Origin of the sequence: Curvibacter lanceolatus ATCC 14669 (assembly GCF_000381265.1) — a bacterium.
GTDB lineage: Bacteria > Pseudomonadota > Gammaproteobacteria > Burkholderiales > Burkholderiaceae_C > Curvibacter > Curvibacter lanceolatus.
This window is the reverse complement of record NZ_KB906253.1, coordinates 227,981-247,080: the sequence shown is the minus strand read 5'-3', so window position 1 is coordinate 247,080 and position 19,100 is coordinate 227,981. Positions and strand designations below refer to the sequence as shown.

Below are 19,100 nucleotides of genomic sequence, written 5' to 3'. Positions count from 1 at the left end.
CTTCAGGGCCCGGTGGGGGTGTCCCACCCTGGGCGCCTCAGGTGATCAGCAGATCGCTCGTCGGGCGAAGGATCAGTATTCCCAGAAGATGCGTTGCAGTTCCTTGCTGTCGCTGGTCTTGGTCAGGGCGACCATGGCCAGGATGCGGGCCTTTTGCGGGCGCAGGTCGTGCGCCACCACCCAGTCGTACTTGTCGTCGGGCTGCTCGGCATTGCGCAGCACGAAGCCGTCGGGCACGCGGGCCGAGCGGATGATCTGCACGCCCTGGGCACGCAGGCCTTGCAGGGCAGGCACGGCCTGGGCCGCCACCGAGCCGTTGCCGGTGCCGGCATGGATCAGGGCCTTCACGCCGGCCTTGCCGTAGGCATCGATGCCGGTGGTGTTCATGTTGCCGTAGCCGTACACGATGTCCACGGCGGGCAGGGTCTTGATGTCGTCGATGTTGAACTCGGACGCATTGGTGTGGCGCTTGACCGGCGCGCGGAACCAGTAGTTGCGGCCTTCCACCACCATGCCCAGGGGGCCCCATTGGCTCTTGAAGGCTTCGGTCTTGATGTTGATGGTCTTGCTGACGTCGCGACCGCTCTGGATCTCGTCGTTCATGGTGACCAGCACGCCCTTGCCGCCGGCATCCTTGCTGGCGGCCACGCTGACGGCGTCGTAGAGGTTCAGGGTGCCGTCGGCCGACAGCGCGGTGCCGGGGCGCATCGAACCCACCACCACGATGGGCTTGGCGGTGTGCACCACCAGGTTCAGGAAGTAGGCGGTCTCTTCGAGCGTGTCGGTGCCGTGGGTGATGACGATGCCGTCCACGTCAGCCTGCTTGCTCAGGGCCGAGACGCGGCGCGCCAGGGTCAGCAGGTGCTCGTTGGTGAAGCTCTCGGAGGCGATCTGGAAGACCTGCTCACCCGTGACCTGGGCCACGTTGCCCAGTTCGGGCAGGCCGGCCAGCAGCTTTTCGACCGGCACCTTGGCAGCGGCGTAGGTGGCGCTGTTGGCAGCCGAGGCGCCAGCACCGGCGATGGTGCCGCCCGTGGCCAGCACCACCACATGGGGCTTGGCGGCCTGGGCCAGAGCAGCTGCCGACAGTGCGCTGAGCGCCATGGCGGCCAGCCAGCGTTTCATTCCTTGACGGGTGGTCATCAACATGAGGGGAAACTCCTGAGTTCGGGTCTTGAGGGGGAGCACGCAGCCCTCGGGTGGGGCGCTGCACTCATCCCGCAGGGTGCCGCGGGATGGCCGATGCTAGGGGCGACACCACGCCGCCGATGCGGAATAATCGACCGCAGGGTGTGAATTCCACTCATATCCGCATTAACCCTGATTCACCCCGGGCCCCCATGAACCTGAGGCAACTCGAAGTTTTCCAGGCCGTGCTGCAGACCGGCAGCATGAGCGCCGCCGCACGCCTGCTGTGTGTCACGCCCTCGGCGGTCAGCAAGGCCGTGGCCCACACCGAGCTGCAACTGGGCTATGCGCTGTTCACGCGCAGCCCGGCCGGCCTGACCCCCACCCCCGAGGCCCAGGTGCTGGCCGCCGAATCGGCCGGCATCCACCGCCAACTGGAGGGCTTGCGCCAGACGGCGCGCAACCTGGCCCGCGGCGAAGGCGGGCAGATCCGGCTGGCGGCCATTCCCTCGATCAGCCACAACTTTCTGCCCAGCCTGCTGCAGGCCCATGCCGGCCGCCACCCCCAGGTGGGCATCGAGGTGCGCACTCTGAACCAGGACCAGATGGCCCCGGCCCTGCTCACGCACAGCGTGGATTTCTGCCTGGGCTTCTACCCGCATCCGCACCCGCAACTGCACAGCGAGCTGCTGGTGAGCGGGCGCCTGTTCCTGGCCGTCACGCGCGAGCTGTGGACCTGGTCGCTGCGCGGCAGCCCGCCGCTGGCCTATGGCCGGCTGGCCCAGGTTCCCGTGATCCGCCTGGTGGGCAACGACCCGATGCGTCAGGCCATCGACGAGCTGGCGCAACGCCTGGGCGTGGTGGACAGTGGCGGCATCCAGGTGCAGACCTCGCAGTTGGCGCTGGAGCTGGTGCGCCGGGGCATGGGCTGGACAGTGGTTGATTTTCTGACGGCCCAGCACCTGGACCCGCGCACCATGGTGGCGCTGGAGCTGCACGAGCTGCCCCCCATGTCGCTGTACAGCTACCACAGCCCCAACCACCCGCCCGGCCAGGCGGTGCAGCGCATGCTGGGCATGCTGCCGGCACTGCTGCAACAGACGCTGTCGACCCCGGCCCATCCGGCGCCCCAACCAAACGCCCCGGCTTGAGGCACACTGCATCCACACCGCTGGTCAGTGCGGCCAGCCCCTTCATCCAATACTGCGGAGACTGAACTGATGCGACTCAAGACCACTGCCCCCATCGCCCTGGCCTTTGCCGCCGGCCTGCTGGCCGGCCCCTGGGCCACCGAGCTGCTGCGCGACGCACACGCCCAGACCGTGCCCCTGGCCCCGGCCGCCATCGACATCGCAGCCCTCACCGACGCCGACCTGCCCGCCACACCCAACCCCGACTTGCGCAGCAAGACCTTGGTGGTGACCGACCAGGCCACGCTGGCCGTGCAAAGCGGCAACGTGGGCAAGCACTACCACGCCAAGTCGGACGAGATCCAGTACATCGTCGAGGGCACAGGCACCGCCTGGCTGGGTGACCGCCTGGTGGACATCAAGCCCGGCATGCTGCTGGTCATCCCCAAGGGCACGGCCCATGCCGGCACCGTGGCCAGCAGCGGCCGCTTCAAGGCGATTGCCATCAAGGTGCCGCCGCAGGCCAGTGGCGACACCGTGTTCCTGAACTGAGTCGGCGCAGGGGCCTGATCAGCCTCCAGCGAGGCGGCTCTTGCTGGCCTCCAGCTGATCCAGCAGCGAGTACCAGGCCACGCCCGCCGCGATGTAGAAGCGCTGCAGCCCGTGCAAGGGGATGCGCCGCATGCGGGTGACGGGGTAAGGAAACGGTGCCCCTCCCGCCAGATCGCCCGCCGTCAGACGCCGGGCGATCTGCTGGCCCAGGCTGGTGCACAGGGCAATGCCGCGCCCATTGCAGCCCAGCGCCAGGGTCACGCCGGGTACGGGCTCGTGCACATGGGGCATGAAGTCGCGCGTGATGGCGATGCGACCGGCCCAGCGGTACTCGTACTGCAAGGGCCCCAGGCCCGGAAACAACAAGGCCAGCGAACGTTCGAGGTGGGCAAAATCGGGCGCACCGACCGGGTCGCTGAAATGGCCGCGCCCGCCCATCAGCAACCGCCCCTGGGCGTCTTTGCGGAAGTACAACAGCAAGCGCTGCGAGGTGGAGGCCGTCTCGCCCCCCGGCAGGATGGCAGCGGCCGCGTCACCCTGCAGCGGGCGCGTGGCCACCATGAAGCTGTTGGCCGCCAGCACGGTCTGGCGCAGGCCCGGCCAGAGGCCGTCGGTGTAGCCATTGGTGGCGATCACCACGCGGTCGGCGCGCACCGTGCTGCCCCCCGGGCCGGTGGCCACCCAATGCCCACCCACCCACTGCAAGGCGCTCACCGGGCTGTGCCCGTGCACCTGCACGCCCAGCAACTGGGCGGCCTGCAAAAGGCCTCGTGCATAGGCCAGCGGCTGCACCCCACCGGCGCGGCCATCGAGCCAGCCACCGGCAAAGGCCTCGGTGCCCACGCGGCGCGCCACCGCGGCCCGGTCCAGCCACTCGACCGGCACACCCCGCGCGGCCCATTGGCGCGAACGGGCCTGCAGGCCAGCCAACAGCTTCTCGTCGTAAGAAAGCTGCAGCCAGCCGGCACGCACCGGATCACAGGCAATGCCATGTTTGCGGATCAGCTCGAACACCAGATCGGCCGAGCCGGACACCACCTCGATCAGCGCCTCGGCCCGCTCGGGCCCCAGCAAGGCCCTGAGTTCGTCCGGGTCGTGCTTGAGGGTGGGGTTGACCTGCCCGCCATTGCGCCCGGAGGCGCCCCAGCCCGGCTCGCGGGCCTCCAGCACCACCACCCGCGTGCCCGCCTGGGCCAGGTGCAAGGCGGTGGACAGGCCCGTGTAGCCGGCGCCGATCACCAGCACGTCGGTGCTGATCGACTCGGCCAGCGCCGGCGTGGCGGTGGCCGGTGGGGCCGTGGCCGCCCACAGCGAGGGCGGCATGGCTTCGGAATACCGTGGGTTCATGGGGTGGGCTCCAACGTGGCCTGGGCAGGCTGGTGCAGCACCCGGCGCAGAAAATCCTGGGTGCGCGCGTGGCGCGGTGCGCCCAGCACCTGGGCCGAGCTGCCCTCTTCGACGATGGTGCCGCTGTGCAGAAAGCACACGCGGTCGGCCACCTCGCGGGCAAAGCCCATTTCGTGGGTGACCACGATCATGGTCATGCCTTCACGGGCCAGGGCGCGCATCACCTCCAGCACATCGCCCACCAGCTCGGGGTCGAGGGCCGAGGTGGGCTCGTCGAACAACATGGCTTCGGGCTTCATGGCCAGCGCGCGGGCAATCGCCACCCGCTGCTGCTGCCCGCCAGAGAGCTGGGCCGGGTAGGCCTGGGCCTTGTCCACCAGGCCCACCTTGTCGAGCAGATCCAGGGCCAGCGCGCGGGCCGGGCCGCGGGCCTGGCCCAGCACATGCACGGGGCCTTCCATCACGTTGTCCAGCACACTGCGGTGGGCAAACAGGTTGAAGCGCTGGAACACCATGCCCATGCGGCAGCGCAACTGGCGGATGGCCGGGCTGCGCACATCCACCGGCTGGCCAAAGGCGCGGATCTCGCCGCCCTCGTAGGTCTCCAGCCCGTTGATGCAACGCAGCACGGTGGATTTGCCCGAGCCCGAAGGCCCAATCAGGCACACCACCTGGCCGGCCTCCACGTTCAGGCTGACGCCCTTGAGCACCTCGTGGGCGCCGTAGCGCTTGTGCAAATCGCGGATCTCGATCATGGCCTGCGGGCTCCCTTGCGAAGGTGGCTTTCCAGTTTCTTCAGGCCGGCCACCAGGGGCAGGCTCAGCACCAGGTACAACAGAGCCACCAGGGTGTAGACCGTCATGTTCTGGAAGGTGGACGAGGCAATCAGCTGCCCGGCCCGGGTCATTTCGGCCACGGTGATGGTGGACACCAGCGACGAATCCTTGAGCATCATCACCAGCGTGTTGCCGTAGGGCGGCAGCGCAATGCGAAAGGCCTGCGGCAAGATCACCCGGCGCATGATCAGCGCCGGCCCCATGCCCATGGCCAGGGCGGCCTCGCGCTGGCCGGGGTCGACCGCCTCGATGCCGGCCCGGAAGTTCTCCGCCTGGTAGGGCGAATAGGCGATGCCCAGGCCGATCACGCCGGCCTGGAAGGCCGTGAGCTGGATGCCGATGTCGGGCAGCACAAAGTAGATGTAGAACAGCTGCACGATGATGGGCAGGCCGCGGATCAGGTTGATCACCGCTCCCCCGCCCCAGGCCAGGGCGCGGATCGGTGACAACCGGGTCAGCGCCAGCACCAGGCCCAGCACGGTGCTGAAGACAAAGGACAACAGCGTGACCTCGACCGTGACCACCGCCCCCTGCAACAGGATGGGCAGGAACTCACGCGCATGTTCGATGAACTGGGATGCACTCATGAAGCGCTTTCAGATCGGGGCGCGCAGGCCTCAGATGCCCCACTTCTGCACGATCTTGGCCAGGGTGCCATCGGCCTTGATGGCGGCAATGGCCTTGTTGAGCCGGGCCAGGGTCTCGGTATCGCCCTTGCGCACCACCAGGCAGACATCGCCCACATTGACGGGCTTGTAGCTGTCGACCAGGCGCACCCCCTGGAAGGTGTTCTGCCGGATCTGGTAGGCCATGATGGGCTGGTCGGCCAGCGCCGCCTTGATGCGGCCCAAGGCCAGGTCGCGCGCCAGGTCGGCCACCGAGTCGTAGCTGCGCACCTCCTTGAAGATGCCCTTCTTGTTGAGCATGTCCAGGAACACCGTGCCCACCTGGGCCCCCACGATCTCGCCCTTGAGTTCATCGAGTGAGGTGTAGGGCTTGGCGTCGTCGGCCTTGACCAGCAGACCCTCGCCATAGGAATAGACCGGGTCGCTGAAGTCGACCACCTGCTGGCGTGCCGCCGTCTTGAGCATGGCGGCCGAGATGATGTCGATCTTGTTCGAAGTGAGCGAAGGGATCAGGGCCGAAAACACGGTCTGCTGCACGTTGACGGTGAAGCCACCGGCCTTGCCCACCGCCGTCACGGTGTCCACCATCATGCCCTGGATGGAGTTGCTCTTGACGTCCAGAAAGGTGAACGGAATGCCGGTGGCCGTGGCCCCCACGTTGTAGCTGGATGCACCGCCCTGGGCCCATGCACCCGAAGTGACACAGGCAGCGCACAAGATCAGGGCAGCACGGCGAAGAGGTGAGGCAAGTGACATGGAAAGCTCCTAGACGGGCAAGGCCCGGGGGTGGATGAAGGGGTGAAGATGCACCGTTGGATGCAACGACCATGCCAATCATCGATTCACTCAACTCTTATTTCAATTAATACAAACCACTATTCGACGTTATAGAATCGAATATCGATTTTTAAGTGCCATGAACCCCATACAAGACCCCCAAACGCCTGGCCCCGACGAGGCGCCCGCCGCCAGCAACAGCCTGCTGTTCAATCAGTCACTTGAAAAAGGTCTGGGGGTGCTGCGGGCTTTCAATGGCCAGCGTCGCACCATGACGATCGCCGAGGTGGGCGAAGCGGTGGGCATCAACAAGAGCTCGGCCCAGCGCATGGTCTACACCCTGGAGCAACTGGGCTACCTGCGCAAACACCCGCAGACACGGCGCTACCAGCTCGCCCCCCGGGTGATGGAGATCGGCTTCAACTACCTGTCGGCCAATCCGATGATCGAGATCGCCAACCCCTTTCTGTCGGAGCTGTCGAACGTCACCACCGAAACCTCTTGCCTGACCGAAGGCGATGGCGAAGACATGGTCTATGTGGCCCGCTTCGTGAGCGCCCAGTTCGTGCCGGTGCACATGCCCATCGGCAGCCGCATCCCCATGTACTGCACCGGCTCGGGCCGGGCCTACCTGAGTGCGCTGCCCGAAGCCGAAGCACAGGCCTTGATCGAAGGTGCGCACCGGGTGGCCCACACCCAGCACACGCTGACGGCGGTGGCCGACATCCTGGACACCCTGCGCCAGGCACGCCAGCGCGGCTACGCCATCAACCGCGAAGAACTCTTTCTGGGCGACATGACGCTGGCAGCCCCCGTGCTGGGCGCCAGCGGCCGCCCGCTGGGCGCCATCCATGTGGTGGCGCCCACCAGCCGCTGGACGCTGGAAGAAGCCGAACGCAGGCTGGCCCCGCCGCTGCTGCAGTGTGCGCGGGCTGTCAGCAGCTCGGTGCGCACCATGGGCTGAATGCGCCCGGCCTGGGTTAGAGTTCGGCCACCTGTCTGCCCTACCCCACCATGAACCGATTGCAAACCGAGCTGTGCCGCCTGTACCTGCCCTCTGGCGCCGCGCCGCCCCAGGGCGACGCGAGCGATCTGGCGCTGAATGGCCCCGACGGTGAACTGCGGGCGGCCGTGCTGGAGCTGGCCCGCCCGGCCGATTGGCCGGCGCTGTCGGCGGTGTGGCAGGGCGTGCAGGCCGATCTGGGCTTGCCGGCCCCGGCCATTGCCATCAATGGGCTGGACGGCTACCAACTGTGGTTCTCGTGGACGCAGCCACTGCCGCAGGAGCAGGCCCAGGCCTTTTTGCGGGCCTTGTGCGAGCGCTACCTGCCCGGCGTGCCCGAGCGCCGCCTGCGCCTGCTGCCCCAGCCTGGGCAGGGCGTGCCCCAGGTGCCGGCGCTGCGCCCTGACACCGGTCTGTGGTCGGCCTTTGTCGCGCCCGACCTGGCTGCCGTGTTTGGCGACGAGCCCGCCATCGACCTGCCGCCTGGCCCCGACGCCCAGGCCGACCTGCTGTCGCGGCTGAGCAGCATGCGCCCCGGCGACATGCTGCAAGCCTGGGAACGGCTGCAGCCGGCGCCAGCCCCCAAAGCACCCGCACCGGCCGAGCCCCAGAACGCCCCCAATACCCACGCCTATACCGGCCCCGATACCGCCCCCCATACCGCCACCGGGCCCGGCCCCGGGCTGAGCCCCCAGGCCTTCTTGCGCGCCGTGATGGACGACCCCAGCGTGCCCCTGGCCCTGCGCATCGACGCTGCCAAGGCCCTGCTGGCAGCAGGGCCCACCCCAGGCTGAACACCATGCGGCGCACAGCTGGCCCGGCCCACCCGCAGCAACCGGGGCTGGACATGCTGCGCGGTCTCTGCACCCTGCTGGTGGTGCTGCACCATGCGGCCATCACCTATGGCGCCATCGGCGGCTGGTATTACCGCGAGGTGGCCACCAGCCCGCGCCTGGACGTGCAGTTGCTGGTCTTCTTCTGCACCGTCAACCAGGCCTGGTTCATGGGCCTGTTCTTTCTGCTGGCGGGCTACTTCACGCCGCCGGCCCTGGCCCGCAAGGGTCTGTTCGATTTTGTGCGTGGGCGCCTGCTGCGGCTGGGCCTGCCCCTGCTGGTGTATGGCACGCTGATCGGGCCGGCCACCATCGCGCTGGCCGCCACCGCGCGGGGCAAGCCCTGGGGGGAGACCTTTCTAACGCTGCTGCAGCACAACACCTTCGAGAACGGGCCACTGTGGTTTGCCCAGGCACTGCTGCTGATGACCGGCGCGGCGCTGGCCTGGTGGTGGGGCCGAGGGCGACTGCCCGGGCCGGCGGCTGGCCCTTGGCAGCCAGATGCCCGCCCCTGGCCACGCCGCCGCACGCTGCTGCTGGCGGCCCTGGCCACCGGTGCCACAGCCTGGCTGCTGCGCCAGGCCTGGCCCGTCGGCGTCAATGTGTGGGGCCTGCAACTGGGCTATTTCGCCAGCTACGCGCTGCTGTTCGGGGTGGGCTGCCGCGCGGCACGGTCGGCCTGGCTGGAGCGCCTGCCCGGCACCGAGCTGCGGTTCTGGTGGCGGCTGGCCCTGTGCTGTCTGCCCGTGCTGCCGGTGCTCTATGGGCTGGGCGCGCGTTGGCCTGAACTGCGCTCGGCCATCCTGCCGGTGGCCTATGCCTTCTGGGAGCCCCTGGTGGCCTGGGGCATTTTGCTGCGTCTGCTGCAGGCCTTCGGGCCGGCATGGCGCCCCACCCACCGCTGGCAGACCGACCTGTCTCGCCGGGCCTTTGCCATCTATGTGATCCACCCGCCCGTGCTGGTGGCCGTGGCCCTGGCCGGCGCGGGTGTGGGCGCGGCACCGCTGCTGAAATGGGCCGTCACCGGCAGCCTGTCGTGCCTGCTGTGCTTTGTGCTGGCGGGGTGGCTGCTGCGGGTGCGGGGTTTGGGGCGGGTGTTGTGAAGTGGAAGCGATCTCCGCAGCACCGAGATCACCGAACCGCTCGTGGGTTTTGCCGCTGTCCGACCACGGCCAGTATCTTGACGGCTTTTGACCCATCGTCAATCTCGTACAACACGTTCTGCCCATTCAAACTGATACGGCGAACGCCCTCACCGTATTCTGGTGCCGCCTCGTACAACCTGGGGAACTCTGCCAGCCGTTCGGTACTGAGCAGCAGATCCCGACAAAGCCGGTTGGCATCCTACAGGGAGCTGTGCTCTGCCAGATAGTCAAACAGCGCCTCGATGTCCTCCAACGCCGAGACGCTCCATTCAACGCGGTACACCACTCATCCTGTCGTAACGCCGAGTCAAGCGGGCGGCCACCTCGTCTGTGCTCAATGTAGGCCGGTCGTCAGCACGGGCGGACGAAACTTTGGCCCGAACCCATTCCTCATGCTGAGCTTGGGCCAACTCAGCATCGGCCAGCCGCTGCAACAACTCTGCCTGGGCAGGCTTGTGCGCCAGCGGACGAATCACAGGCAGGCTTTCCGCCAATTCGCGCAGAAAGTTGGCGTTTTCATAATGGGCTTCAGGGTTCATGGAATACCTCTCGATGCGACTAATTTATCAGGCATCGGCGATATGACCAGGGAAAGGCCATGGCCCTGACGCCCATGCACTGACAGTCCCTGGCGCCTGGTCGCTGCCGTTTGCTGCGCGTGGGCTGGCGCAGAACGCACACAGGTCAGTGGCGCAGGGTTTGCACCGATATTTTTACTTACTAAATGTAATCAAATAAGACAACTCATCCGCCTCGCACACCTGTTCTGATGCCGTCTTTGAACTTCCCCGCTTGTCTTCTTCTTGCATCACTGGCTGCTGGATGCACAGCCCCTCGCCCTACTGCTTTGACACCAGCACAATCAGGAGCAGCCACCCTGGGCTGCGCCCAATTGGCTCAAGACCTGAACTATCCTGGCCTGAAGATCACCGGGGCGCAACAGGTGCCCGACGGCAGTTTGACGGTGCCCGGCATCGCCAGCGCCATGCCTGAGCACTGCGTGATCAGCGGCCAGCTTCATGAACGCATCAGCCCGGTGGATGGCAAGCGCTATGCCATCGGCTTTGAGATGCGCCTGCCCACCGCCTGGAACGGGCGTTTCTTCTACCAGGCCAATGGCGGGCTGGACGGCTTTGTGACCCCGGCCTACGGCAACATCCTCGGCGGTGGGCCGGCCAGCAATGGCCTGCTGAAGGGCTTTGCGGTGCTCAGCAGCAATGGCGGCCATGCGTTTGAACGAGACGTGCCGGTGGTGGGTGGGGCCACGTTCGGGCGCGACCCGCAGGCCCGTCTGGACTATGGCTACGACACCCTGAATCAGACGGTGCCGATGGCTCGGGCCTTGATCACCCGCCACTACGGGCGGCCACCCGACCGGGCCTACCTGGTGGGCAGCTCCAACGGTGGGCGCCTGGGCCTGGTGGCCGCGGCACGCGACCTGGGTGGCTTCGATGGCATTGCCGTGACCACGCCGGGCTACCGACTGCCGCTGGCGGCCATGACCCAGGTGTGGGATGCGCAGCAGCTGGCCCGGGTGGCACGCCAGGCCCGGCCCGATGGCCTGCCGGATCTCGAGAGCAGCTTCAGCCCGGCCGAGTTGGGCCTGCTGGCCCATTCCATATTGAAGCGTTGCGATGCGCTGGACGGCCTGGCTGATGGCCTGGTGCAGGACGCGCAGGCCTGCCTGGCGCAGTTTCAGCTGCGCCGGGACGTGCCCATCTGCACCGCAGCGCAAGGCAGCCCGCCGGGCAGCGACGCCGCCTGCCTGAGCCCGGCCCAGATCGATGCCCTGGACGCCGTCTTCAAGGGCCCGGACCTGTACCCCGGCCTGCCCTTTGACCCGGGCATCCAGGGCAGGAACTGGCGCGAATGGAAGTTCACCAACAGCCTGGGGCCAAGAGACGCGATTGCGCTGGCCTTTGTGTTCACCACCCCGCCCGATGGGGTGGCAGCCGACGCGCGCAGCGTGGCGCACTACGCGCTGAACTTTGATGTGCGGGTCGATGGCGCCAAGCTGTTGGCCCGCGACGCGGTCTACACCCAGAGCGCGATGGACTTCATGACGCCGCCCGACGCCATGGGCCTGGCATCGTTCGTGAAGCGGGGCGGCAAGCTGCTGGTAGCCCATGGCACGGCCGACCCCGTGTTCTCGGCGCTGGACAGCATCCGTTGGTACGAGGGCTTTGTGGCCCGCCACGGTGAACGGGCCCGCGACAGTGCCCGCCTCTACCTGGTACCGGGCATGAACCATTCGCTGGGTGGGCCGGCCACCGACCAGTTCGATCTGGTCGAGGCCCTGGTCGCCTGGACGGAGCGGGGCCAGGCGCCGCAAGCCATCGAGGCCTCGGCCCGTGGCCCAGGCAGCCTGCTGCCCAACCCCGAGGTGCCGGCCGACTGGTCGCCCCGACGCAGCCGTCCCCTGTGCCCCTGGCCCAAGGTGGCCCGGTACGTGGCAGGCGATCCGGAACAGGCCTCGAGCTTCAGTTGCCGCTGAGCCGCCCAGCGCCAGCCGACCTTCTCATCGGAGACAAACCATGATTCAAAGCGGCCTCTCATCCCCACAAGCCCGTCCACGGCCACGCCGCGCCCTGCTGGGCGCGGGCCTGCTGGCCGGCGCCAGCGCCCTGAGCCTGGCCACCCGCCTCGCCCAGGCCGCCCAAGCTACCAATCTGCCGGCCACCGCCACCACCGACCGGGTGCCCATGGCCTTGCCACGCACCGAGTTCGTCTACGAGGCGGTCTGCGACCTGGAGCCGACCCTGGACCTGGGCACCTCACCCTGGGGCGAGCGGCGCATGGTGCCGATCGCGGGTGGCACCTTTGAAGGCCCCGGCCTGAAGGGCAAGGTGCTGCCCGGTGGTGCCGACCGCCAGCTGATACGCCGCGACGGCGCGCGCTCGCTGGACGCGGTGTACGAGTTGCAGACGCATGACGGCGTGATCATCTCGGTGCGTAACCGCGTGCTGGTGCGCCCGCCCAAGGACGGCAGCGGCCGCTACGCGTTTTCAACGCTGGAGATCGTGGCCCCCGAGGGCCGCTACGGCTGGCTGAACGACCATGTGCACGTGGGCACACTCGACAGCCTGCGACCCCAACGCGACGCGGTGGTGATCCGGGTGTTCCGCCTGGTCTGATCCCTGACACCGGTGCAGAACCGGGTAACTCTGCAGTAAGTCGAGCCGGCGGACCATGCGTCATCGCCAGGCCTGTGCCCTTCCTCAAGCCTTTTTGAGGAGCGGGTCTGGACCTGATGAACGGAGGTTCAGACCATGAAGGCTCGACACCCCACCGCGTCCTGGGCGGCCAGCGGAGCGAGCCACTGTGCCCTCGCCACGCGCGCCAACGTGGGCCGTGCACAGCATGAAGAGGCCAGCCCGCGGCACAGCGCCCCCCAGCGCCGCAGAACCCTGTTGCTCACACTCCTGGCCGCGGGCCTCAGCCCATGGGCCCTGGCCTCGCCCGTCCCCCCTGTGGAATCCGCCGTGGGCCAGCTGCAGCGCGAGTGGGAAACCATCCGCTACCAGAAGGCCGCCAGCGACCGTGAAAAATGGTTCGAAGGCCTGGCCACCAAGGCTCACATGGTCAGCGAGACCTACGAAGGCCGGGCCGAGCCCCTGATCTGGGAGGGCATCGTGCTCGGTTCGCTGGCCGAGCAAAAGGGCGGCCTGGGTGCCCTGCCGCTGCTCAAGCAGGCGCGCAGCCGCTTCGAGCAAGCACTGCACATCAACGACCAGGCACTGGAGGGTTCGGCCTACACCGGCCTGGGCGTGCTGTATTACAAGGCGCCGGGCTGGCCCCTGAGTTTTGGCGACAAGGCCCAGGCACGCGCCCTGCTGACCAAGGCGCTGAGCCTGCAGCCCCGGGGCCTGGACGCGAACTACTTCTACGCCGAGTACCTGGTCGAGTCGCGCCAGCAGGCCCAGGCCCTGCCCTACCTGCGGAAGGCCCTGACCGCGCCGGATGACCCGGGCCGGCCACTGACCAACGCCGCCCGCCGCCAAGAAGCCAGAGCCTTGCTGGACAGGATCAGGCAGGCGCGTTGAGCCTGCAGCACTTGCGCACCCAACGGCACCGCGCCCCACCCCCATCGCCGGCGCTCCACCAACCCATCTTCACCGCCCCCAGCCCAAAGATGAACAAGCCCATGCACGAAAACCTGATAGCGCTACCCCGTACCCACCCGGAAGCGCCCCGCGCCGATTCGCCCCCTGCGGCGGCCCCCGACAGCGCCCTGCCCCGGCTGCTCACGCGGCTGTTCTTTCACTCGGCGGTGGTCACCGGCCACCAGGCCCTGGCACCGGGCCTGTACCTGATCGCGGTGCAAGGGCCGGCACTGCGCGGGCGGGTCTGGTCGCCAGGCGACAAGCTGCAGATCAAGGTGGGCCCCGGCATGACGAACCGCAGCTACACCCCCATCGACTGGAACCCGCAGACCGGTGAGACCCGCTTTGTGGCCCATGCCCTGGCCCTGGGCCCGGGCAGCGAATGGGTGCGCCACGCCCGGGTGGGGCAGGCCGTGGCCTTGATGGGGCCACGCCGGTCGCTGGACCTGGCGGCCTGGCCCGCCGCCACCGGCGTGCTGGTGGGGGACGAGACCAGCATCAGCCTGGCGGCCGCGTGGCGCCCGGCACGCATCGTCCTGGAGGTGGACCAGCCCGAGCACATCCACGCCCTGCTGCAGACCCGGCACCTGCAGGCCGAACTGGTGGCCCGGCAAAGCGATGACGCCCACCTGCCCGCCCTGTCGGCGCTGGTGCTGGCGGGCGCCGAGGCATCATCGCGCTACGTTCTGACCGGGCGGGCACGCACCATCCAAGGCCTGCTGCCCGGACTGCGAGCACATGGCGTGCCCCGACAGCGGCTGCTGAGCAAGGCCTATTGGGCACCCGGCAAGACCGGCCTGGACTGAGGCAGGACCAGCCACCGGTCGGTCGCGGCTAGCGCCCACCACCCTGCGCATCGCACGACTTCTGTTCGAGGCCCGGCCCTGGTGCCTGACCCGTTGGCGACGTGACCTTGGGAGCCTCCCAGGCCTCACCCGCCTCGATGCGGCGCGCCATGTCGTCGAGCTGCTGCGCCTGCTCAGACTCCACGGGGTTCATCCAGGCCAGGGCATAGCAGATCACCAACAGCGTCAACACCAAGCCGGCCACACTGCGGGCGGCGGGTGCCTTCAGGTGGCGCCGCAGGGTGGCGGCCTGGGTGAACAGATGCACGCCCACGGCGGCCACCAGCAGGATGCCGAACACTTTGTGCACCGGGTGCAGGCGCAGCGTGAATGAGGGTTGGTCCACGACCAGCATCATCAGACCTGAACTGGCCATGCCCAAAAAGGCCACCAGCAGCACGGGGGTTGTCAGGCGGCGGATCATGACGGCCCTCCTGGCAAGGCGGCGGGCTGCAGACTCAGCCTGAACTCGGCTCCGGGCTCGGCATTGCGCGCACTCAGGCACCAGCCGTGGGCCTGGGCCACCTCCAGACAGATCGCCAGCCCCAGGCCGGCCCCCACATCACGCCGGCCTGGGCCACGCCAAAACCGGTCGTACAGGCGCGCAAAGTCGGCCTGTGCAATGCCCGGGCCGACGTCGCGCACCACGACCGCCTGGGCCTGCAGCCGCAGGGTGACGTTGGACCCCTCGGGCGCGAAGCCGATGGCGTTCTCCACCAGGTTCTTGAGCAGCACGAACAATGCCGAGCGATCGCCCTGAGCGCCCTGGGGAACCGATTCGATGTCGGGCACCAGGCCGACACCGGCGCGCTGGGCCAGGGGCGCCAGAAAGTGGCACACCTCCCAGACGATGGCCTCCCAATCCAGCTCCGCATGGCGGTAGCTGCGGGGCTCGGTCACCTCGGCCAGCACCAGCAACTGCTGCACCTGGCGAGAGAGCTGGTCCACGTCCTGGATCAAGGCCTGGGTGTCGGTGTCGCCCAGCTCCATCTGCCCCTTGAGCAGCGCCAACGGGGTCTTCAACTCGTGGGCCGCATCGGCCAGGAACTTCAGCTGCCGGGCAAATGCATCCTCCAGCCGCTGCAGGCTCTCGTTGAACGACAGCACCAGGGGCTTGAGCTCGCGAAACACCCCTTCGGTGCCCAGGCGCAGCCCCGGGCGACTGAGCTGGATGCGGCCCGCCTCTTCGGACAGCCGGCTCACGGGCGCCAGCAAACGCCGGAACAGAAAGAACTGCACCGCCCCGAGCAGCAGCACCGAAAGCACCGCCATGAGCAGCATCAGGCCGCCCAACCGGGCCCCATTGCCGGCATGGAACAGCACCACCAGCCGCTCGCTGAGGCCGACCTGCAGCCACAGCCTGCGCGGCCCACCATCCGGGCTGGGCACGGAGACCGTGCGCACCCGCATGGGCAGGCCCTCCACCCACACCCGGGCATGGGCTTCTTGCGGGGTGGGCGCCGGCGCGGCCCCTGGCCAGACCTGTCGGGCCCGCGCAGAAGACCACAGCAGTTCCTGGCCCTGGTCGTCGAAGATGCGATAGACCAGGTCCAGCGGCGCCAGCTCGGACAACCAGCGCACCTCGTCCGGAATGGCGATCTGCGTGGGCTGGCCCTGGGCATCGAAATGCACGCGGTCAGCCAGTTCGGTGGCCACGGCCAGGGTGGAGTGGTCCACCCAGTGCAGCGGATCGCCGCGCAGAAACCAGAAAATGCCCAGGGCGATCAGCGACAGCGTGAGCAGCCAGGCCACGAGATAGGTCCACATCAGCCGGGCGCTGAGGCTGAGGTCGGCCCACTTACAAGGCTTCAAGCGCATAGCCAACCCCCCTCAGGTTCTGGATTTTCACGGTCGAGCCCAGGGCCTGGATCTTCTTGCGCAGGCGGTGCAGGGCCACGTCGAGGGCATTGGGGGTGACGGCCTCCTGCAGCCCCCAGGCGGCGGCCTCGAGGGCGCTGCGCCGTATCGGGTCACCCGCCCCCTTGATCAGGGTGAGCATGATCTGCAGCTCGGTGCGGGGCAGCAGCACCGATTGCTGCTGGCACACCAGCAGGGCCTTGTGGGGCTGCACCTGCAGGTCGGCAAAGCAGGGTTCCAGCGAGGTCTGCTCTGGCGCGCGGCGCAACAGGGCGCGCGTGCGGGCCACCAGCTCTTCCACCGAAAACGGCTTGGTCAGGTAATCATCGGCCCCGCCCTCCAGCCCGGCAATGCGGTCGTGCAAGGCATCGCAGGCGGTCAGGATCAGGCAAGGCAGCTGCTGGCCGCTGTCGCGCCAGCGCCGGATCAGCGACAGGCCGTCACCATCGGGCAGCCCCCGGTCGACCAGCGCCGCCGAATAGGCCTGGCTTTGCAGCGCCGCCCAGCCCTGGTCGATGCGCTCGAGCACATCGCATTCGACACCGGCCTGCGCCAGGGCTCTTTTGATCAGGCTGGCCAGCCTGGGGTGATCCTCGATCAACAGGACGCGTTGCACAAGCCGACTCCCTCTCAGAACCGATACAGGTAGCCTACACGCAGCATGGGCAGCGTCGAGCGGTCCACCAGCGGGCTGTTCTTGATTGACGAGCCCAGGCGGGTCACGCCCAGATCCACGAAGGTGGTTTGATTGGGCGCCAGCCGGTAGTCCAGGCGCACGGCCAGCTCGGTGTTCAGAGCCCCGCTGGCCTGGTAGGCCGCGCGGCCGGCTCGGGCCTCGGCCTGCTCCACGCCGTAGTAGTACTGCACATACTTCTGGTCCTGCCAGCTCAGTTGGGCCCGCGGTGCGACGCCGAAGCCGCCCAGGTCAAAGCGGCGCTCCACCCCGACCTTGATCTTTTGCCCCTGGCTGTAGCCCGAGGCGTCGCCCGCCAGCTCGGCCGACAGGTTGGCCAGCTCGGTGCGCCAGGCCACCCGCGTGCCCACCCAGAAACTGGATTTGCGATCGGCCATGCCAGCCAGGGTGGGCGAATCCTTGGCCTGGTAACCCTCATCGGCCCCGTAGGCCAGCGTGAGCCCGAAGGCCACCGGCCCGGCCTGCCCCAGCTTGAACTCCAGGCCCGGGCCGAGCACCCGGACCCAGGCGTTCTCATAGGTCACCATGGGGAAGACCTCGGTCTTGTGCCTGAAGTCCTTGTAGGCCCGGACCCGGGGAAACACCACGCCACCGACACCCCAGCCATAGCCAGGATCGGCGTCGCCTGGTGCAGCGTCGGCCCAGGCGGTCTGGGCACAGGCCACGCACAAGGCCAGGGCCGCCAAAGGCACAGCGCGCGCCATCTGCGGGTTGAATGCGTTCATGGGATTCCTTCGAAACATGGAAGACATCCCATGTTCACCCGGATCGACTTACCGCATCGTTACTGGGGGCACCTCTGGCCAAGACTGGCCCCAGCCACCCGGCGCAGCCGTTGAACGCGGCAGCACGCCAGCGAGATGACCGCGGTCAGCCTGGCCGCGGCCCACCGTGCCGAATGAAATCCACTCGCTTTCCAGGTCTTCTGCGATCCGGCTGAAGGCCTGGCTGGCCTCAACGGTGCCCATCGACTCATGGCGAATCATGCGCACCAGAGAGACCGGGCTGCCGACGCAGCAAGCGCCAGCAGGCGCACCACTTGCAGCCCCGGACGGCACTCAGAAGCTGTGCTTGATCCCCAGCGAGACGCCGGTGCTGGTGGCACTCAGACCGGCGCCCTGGTAGTCGCGTTTCCAGCGCGTGTTGTCGGCCTCCAGGTAGACCAGGGAGCGCGTCGACAGCTTGTATTCGAGGAAGGCGATGGTGCGGTTGTAGCCATCGTCCACAGCCGCGGTCCGCGAGCGGTTGACGCGGTAGTGCCCCACCAGCAGATCGAGCTGCGGCGTGAGCGGCCAGGTGCCGCCCAGGCCCAACACCTGGTTGCGTGTCTTGGCCGTGGCCGAGGTGTCGGCGCTGTGCCCGCTGTAGGTCAGGTTCAGCCGGCCTGGCCCGACAGGAACCGCCACGCCACTGACATAGCCGTTCAGGGTCAGGCCCGTGACGGTCTTGAATTGGGTGTAGGCCAGAATCCCCTGCCAGCTGGCGCTTTTGTACTCGACGCTGGCACCGTTGGAGGACAGCTTGCTGTTGCTGTCAGCCTGGTTGCCGAAAGCGTGCATCACGCGGGCCGTGGTGTTGCCCACGCTGTAGGCGTACTTCAGCGAGTTGTCCAGGCGGTAGCTGCCTGTGTTGGAGCCCGAGGCCCCGTACTCGATGCCTAGCTGATGGGCGCTGAGCGCCGAGATCGCCACGTTGGAGTTCAAGCTGGCAAAGCGGGTGGCCAGTGGATCGACCGGCAGCACCGCATCGGCCAGCAAGGTGTTCTGGCGGCCCAGGGTGAGCGTGCCCAGATCGCCCCTCAAACCGGTGTACGCGCCCCGGTCAAAGAACTTGGTGCTGCTGGCGGTGGCGCCGGTGTTGATGTTCAGCCCGGACTCCAGGAAGAACAGGGCCTGCAGCCCGCCCCCCAGGTCTTCGGTGCCCCGGTAGCCCAGACGGCTGGTGGTGTTGATGCCGCTGTTGATCATGCTGGCGCTGCCGACCGAACGGGCATTGGCCGGGTCCATGCCCGAGGTGCTGCGCACCCCCGCGTCCATGATGCCGTAGACCACGGCGCTGCTCTGGGCCAGCACCTGGCCCGACGCCAGCAGGCCCAGCAACAGCGTGGGCACGGCATAGCCCGCCCGATGGGGCGCGTATTTGTTCTTCATGCAGGTCTCCTCGTTTCCCGAGATTTCGTTTTGGTGAATGTGCTTGGCCACCCCGGCGTCCCAGCCCACCACCT

Annotated in this window: 21 protein-coding genes; 9 read left to right on the top strand and 12 right to left on the bottom strand. The window is 67.9% G+C overall.

The window, feature by feature from the left end:
* Window positions 1-72 precede the first annotated feature (72 nt).
* A complete protein-coding gene (locus F624_RS0101165) occupies window positions 73-1,143 on the bottom strand; it encodes an asparaginase (protein ID WP_420536223.1) in 1,071 nt (356 codons plus the stop codon).
* Window positions 1,144-1,340: 197 nt separating this feature from the next.
* Between F624_RS0101165 and F624_RS0101160 the strand changes: the two genes are divergently transcribed.
* Window positions 1,341-2,279, top strand: coding sequence for a LysR family transcriptional regulator (locus F624_RS0101160; protein ID WP_019572416.1), 939 nt, complete (start codon window positions 1,341-1,343; stop codon window positions 2,277-2,279).
* A 69-nt stretch (window positions 2,280-2,348) separates the two neighbouring features.
* Window positions 2,349-2,810 carry a cupin domain-containing protein gene (locus tag F624_RS0101155; protein ID WP_019572415.1) on the top strand — a complete coding sequence of 154 codons (462 nt, stop codon included), beginning with the start codon at window positions 2,349-2,351 and terminating at the stop codon, window positions 2,808-2,810.
* 18 nt (window positions 2,811-2,828) lie between these two features.
* Here the strand turns inward: F624_RS0101155 and F624_RS0101150 are convergent, their stop codons facing one another.
* From F624_RS0101150 to F624_RS0101135, 4 genes are read right to left on the bottom strand one after another with little or no spacing between them, the layout of a single operon-like run.
* Window positions 2,829-4,157, bottom strand: coding sequence for an NAD(P)/FAD-dependent oxidoreductase (locus tag F624_RS0101150; RefSeq protein ID WP_031253783.1), 1,329 nt, complete (start codon window positions 4,155-4,157; stop codon window positions 2,829-2,831).
* Window positions 4,154-4,912, bottom strand: a complete 759-nt coding sequence (locus F624_RS0101145; protein ID WP_019572413.1) for an amino acid ABC transporter ATP-binding protein — start codon at window positions 4,910-4,912, stop codon at window positions 4,154-4,156. Before F624_RS0101145 ends, F624_RS0101150 begins: the two co-directional genes overlap by 4 nt.
* Window positions 4,909-5,580 (bottom strand): ectoine/hydroxyectoine ABC transporter permease subunit EhuD, encoded by a 672-nt coding sequence (ehuD, locus tag F624_RS0101140; RefSeq protein ID WP_019572412.1) that lies wholly within the window; start codon window positions 5,578-5,580, stop codon window positions 4,909-4,911. The genes F624_RS0101145 and ehuD overlap by 4 nt, the downstream gene beginning before the upstream one ends.
* Window positions 5,581-5,610: 30 nt before the next feature.
* Entirely contained in the window at window positions 5,611-6,375 is a 765-nt protein-coding gene (locus F624_RS0101135) for an ABC transporter substrate-binding protein (protein ID WP_031253782.1), read from the bottom strand.
* Window positions 6,376-6,535: 160 nt separating this feature from the next.
* Between F624_RS0101135 and F624_RS0101130 the strand changes: the two genes are divergently transcribed.
* The 3 genes from F624_RS0101130 to F624_RS0101120 are packed head-to-tail and all read left to right on the top strand — an operon-like array spanning window position 6,536 to window position 9,335.
* The gene (locus tag F624_RS0101130) at window positions 6,536-7,360 is read left to right on the top strand and encodes an IclR family transcriptional regulator (RefSeq protein ID WP_019572410.1); all 825 of its coding nucleotides are present in this window, start codon (window positions 6,536-6,538) and stop codon (window positions 7,358-7,360) included.
* A gap of 50 nt (window positions 7,361-7,410) precedes the next feature.
* Window positions 7,411-8,193 carry a hypothetical protein gene (locus F624_RS0101125; RefSeq protein WP_019572409.1) on the top strand — a complete coding sequence of 261 codons (783 nt, stop codon included), beginning with the start codon at window positions 7,411-7,413 and terminating at the stop codon, window positions 8,191-8,193.
* A gap of 5 nt (window positions 8,194-8,198) precedes the next feature.
* Complete coding sequence (locus tag F624_RS0101120; protein WP_019572408.1) at window positions 8,199-9,335, top strand: acyltransferase family protein; 1,137 nt, start codon at window positions 8,199-8,201, stop codon at window positions 9,333-9,335.
* Window positions 9,336-9,363: 28 nt separating this feature from the next.
* On the opposite strand, the gene F624_RS36430 is transcribed toward F624_RS0101120, so the two are convergent.
* Window positions 9,364-9,549 (bottom strand): type II toxin-antitoxin system RelE/ParE family toxin, encoded by a 186-nt coding sequence (locus tag F624_RS36430; protein ID WP_281170922.1) that lies wholly within the window; start codon window positions 9,547-9,549, stop codon window positions 9,364-9,366.
* A 97-nt stretch (window positions 9,550-9,646) separates the two neighbouring features.
* Entirely contained in the window at window positions 9,647-9,916 is a 270-nt protein-coding gene (locus tag F624_RS33855) for a plasmid stabilization protein (RefSeq protein WP_084679364.1), read from the bottom strand.
* 353 nt (window positions 9,917-10,269) lie between these two features.
* Between F624_RS33855 and F624_RS0101110 the strand changes: the two genes are divergently transcribed.
* The 4 genes from F624_RS0101110 to F624_RS0101095 all read left to right on the top strand — a co-directional run bounded on the left by F624_RS0101110 (window position 10,270) and on the right by F624_RS0101095 (window position 14,286).
* Window positions 10,270-11,871 (top strand): tannase/feruloyl esterase family alpha/beta hydrolase, encoded by a 1,602-nt coding sequence (locus tag F624_RS0101110; RefSeq protein ID WP_019572406.1) that lies wholly within the window; start codon window positions 10,270-10,272, stop codon window positions 11,869-11,871.
* A gap of 40 nt (window positions 11,872-11,911) precedes the next feature.
* Window positions 11,912-12,511 (top strand): DUF3237 domain-containing protein, encoded by a 600-nt coding sequence (locus F624_RS0101105; RefSeq protein ID WP_019572405.1) that lies wholly within the window; start codon window positions 11,912-11,914, stop codon window positions 12,509-12,511.
* A gap of 135 nt (window positions 12,512-12,646) precedes the next feature.
* Window positions 12,647-13,420, top strand: coding sequence for a TRAP transporter TatT component family protein (locus tag F624_RS0101100; protein WP_019572404.1), 774 nt, complete (start codon window positions 12,647-12,649; stop codon window positions 13,418-13,420).
* 101 nt (window positions 13,421-13,521) lie between these two features.
* Window positions 13,522-14,286: a siderophore-interacting protein gene (locus F624_RS0101095; RefSeq protein WP_169426515.1), complete on the top strand. Its 765-nt coding sequence runs from the start codon at window positions 13,522-13,524 to the stop codon at window positions 14,284-14,286.
* A 28-nt stretch (window positions 14,287-14,314) separates the two neighbouring features.
* Here the strand turns inward: F624_RS0101095 and F624_RS0101090 are convergent, their stop codons facing one another.
* The 5 genes from F624_RS0101090 to F624_RS0101070 all read right to left on the bottom strand — a co-directional run bounded on the left by F624_RS0101090 (window position 14,315) and on the right by F624_RS0101070 (window position 19,026).
* A complete protein-coding gene (locus F624_RS0101090) occupies window positions 14,315-14,749 on the bottom strand; it encodes a DUF4405 domain-containing protein (RefSeq protein WP_019572402.1) in 435 nt (144 codons plus the stop codon).
* Window positions 14,746-16,092 (bottom strand): sensor histidine kinase, encoded by a 1,347-nt coding sequence (locus F624_RS32015; RefSeq protein WP_019572401.1) that lies wholly within the window; start codon window positions 16,090-16,092, stop codon window positions 14,746-14,748. The genes F624_RS0101090 and F624_RS32015 overlap by 4 nt, the downstream gene beginning before the upstream one ends.
* A 31-nt stretch (window positions 16,093-16,123) precedes the next feature.
* A complete protein-coding gene (locus tag F624_RS0101080) occupies window positions 16,124-16,798 on the bottom strand; it encodes a response regulator transcription factor (protein WP_019572400.1) in 675 nt (224 codons plus the stop codon).
* Between the two features lie 14 nt (window positions 16,799-16,812).
* A complete protein-coding gene (locus tag F624_RS0101075) occupies window positions 16,813-17,601 on the bottom strand; it encodes a MipA/OmpV family protein (protein ID WP_019572399.1) in 789 nt (262 codons plus the stop codon).
* 333 nt (window positions 17,602-17,934) lie between these two features.
* Complete coding sequence (locus F624_RS0101070; RefSeq protein ID WP_157443262.1) at window positions 17,935-19,026, bottom strand: porin; 1,092 nt, start codon at window positions 19,024-19,026, stop codon at window positions 17,935-17,937.
* Window positions 19,027-19,100 lie beyond the last annotated feature (74 nt).

Coding starts and splice junctions, on each gene's coding strand:
- F624_RS0101090 (WP_019572402.1), bottom strand. CDS start 14,749: ATGATCCGCCGCCTGACAACCCCCGTGCTGCTGGTGGCCTTTTTGGGC.
- F624_RS33855 (WP_084679364.1), bottom strand. CDS start 9,916: ATGAACCCTGAAGCCCATTATGAAAACGCCAACTTTCTGCGCGAATTG.
- F624_RS0101105 (WP_019572405.1), top strand. CDS start 11,912: ATGATTCAAAGCGGCCTCTCATCCCCACAAGCCCGTCCACGGCCACGC.
- F624_RS0101150 (WP_031253783.1), bottom strand. CDS start 4,157: ATGAACCCACGGTATTCCGAAGCCATGCCGCCCTCGCTGTGGGCGGCC.
- F624_RS0101155 (WP_019572415.1), top strand. CDS start 2,349: ATGCGACTCAAGACCACTGCCCCCATCGCCCTGGCCTTTGCCGCCGGC.
- F624_RS32015 (WP_019572401.1), bottom strand. CDS start 16,092: ATGTGGACCTATCTCGTGGCCTGGCTGCTCACGCTGTCGCTGATCGCC.
- ehuD (WP_019572412.1), bottom strand. CDS start 5,580: ATGAGTGCATCCCAGTTCATCGAACATGCGCGTGAGTTCCTGCCCATC.
- F624_RS0101100 (WP_019572404.1), top strand. CDS start 12,647: ATGAAGGCTCGACACCCCACCGCGTCCTGGGCGGCCAGCGGAGCGAGC.
- F624_RS0101070 (WP_157443262.1), bottom strand. CDS start 19,026: ATGAAGAACAAATACGCGCCCCATCGGGCGGGCTATGCCGTGCCCACG.
- F624_RS0101165 (WP_420536223.1), bottom strand. CDS start 1,143: ATGACCACCCGTCAAGGAATGAAACGCTGGCTGGCCGCCATGGCGCTC.
- F624_RS0101160 (WP_019572416.1), top strand. CDS start 1,341: ATGAACCTGAGGCAACTCGAAGTTTTCCAGGCCGTGCTGCAGACCGGC.
- F624_RS0101075 (WP_019572399.1), bottom strand. CDS start 17,601: ATGAACGCATTCAACCCGCAGATGGCGCGCGCTGTGCCTTTGGCGGCC.
- F624_RS0101125 (WP_019572409.1), top strand. CDS start 7,411: ATGAACCGATTGCAAACCGAGCTGTGCCGCCTGTACCTGCCCTCTGGC.
- F624_RS0101120 (WP_019572408.1), top strand. CDS start 8,199: ATGCGGCGCACAGCTGGCCCGGCCCACCCGCAGCAACCGGGGCTGGAC.
- F624_RS0101145 (WP_019572413.1), bottom strand. CDS start 4,912: ATGATCGAGATCCGCGATTTGCACAAGCGCTACGGCGCCCACGAGGTG.
- F624_RS0101135 (WP_031253782.1), bottom strand. CDS start 6,375: ATGTCACTTGCCTCACCTCTTCGCCGTGCTGCCCTGATCTTGTGCGCT.
- F624_RS0101095 (WP_169426515.1), top strand. CDS start 13,522: ATGCACGAAAACCTGATAGCGCTACCCCGTACCCACCCGGAAGCGCCC.
- F624_RS0101130 (WP_019572410.1), top strand. CDS start 6,536: ATGAACCCCATACAAGACCCCCAAACGCCTGGCCCCGACGAGGCGCCC.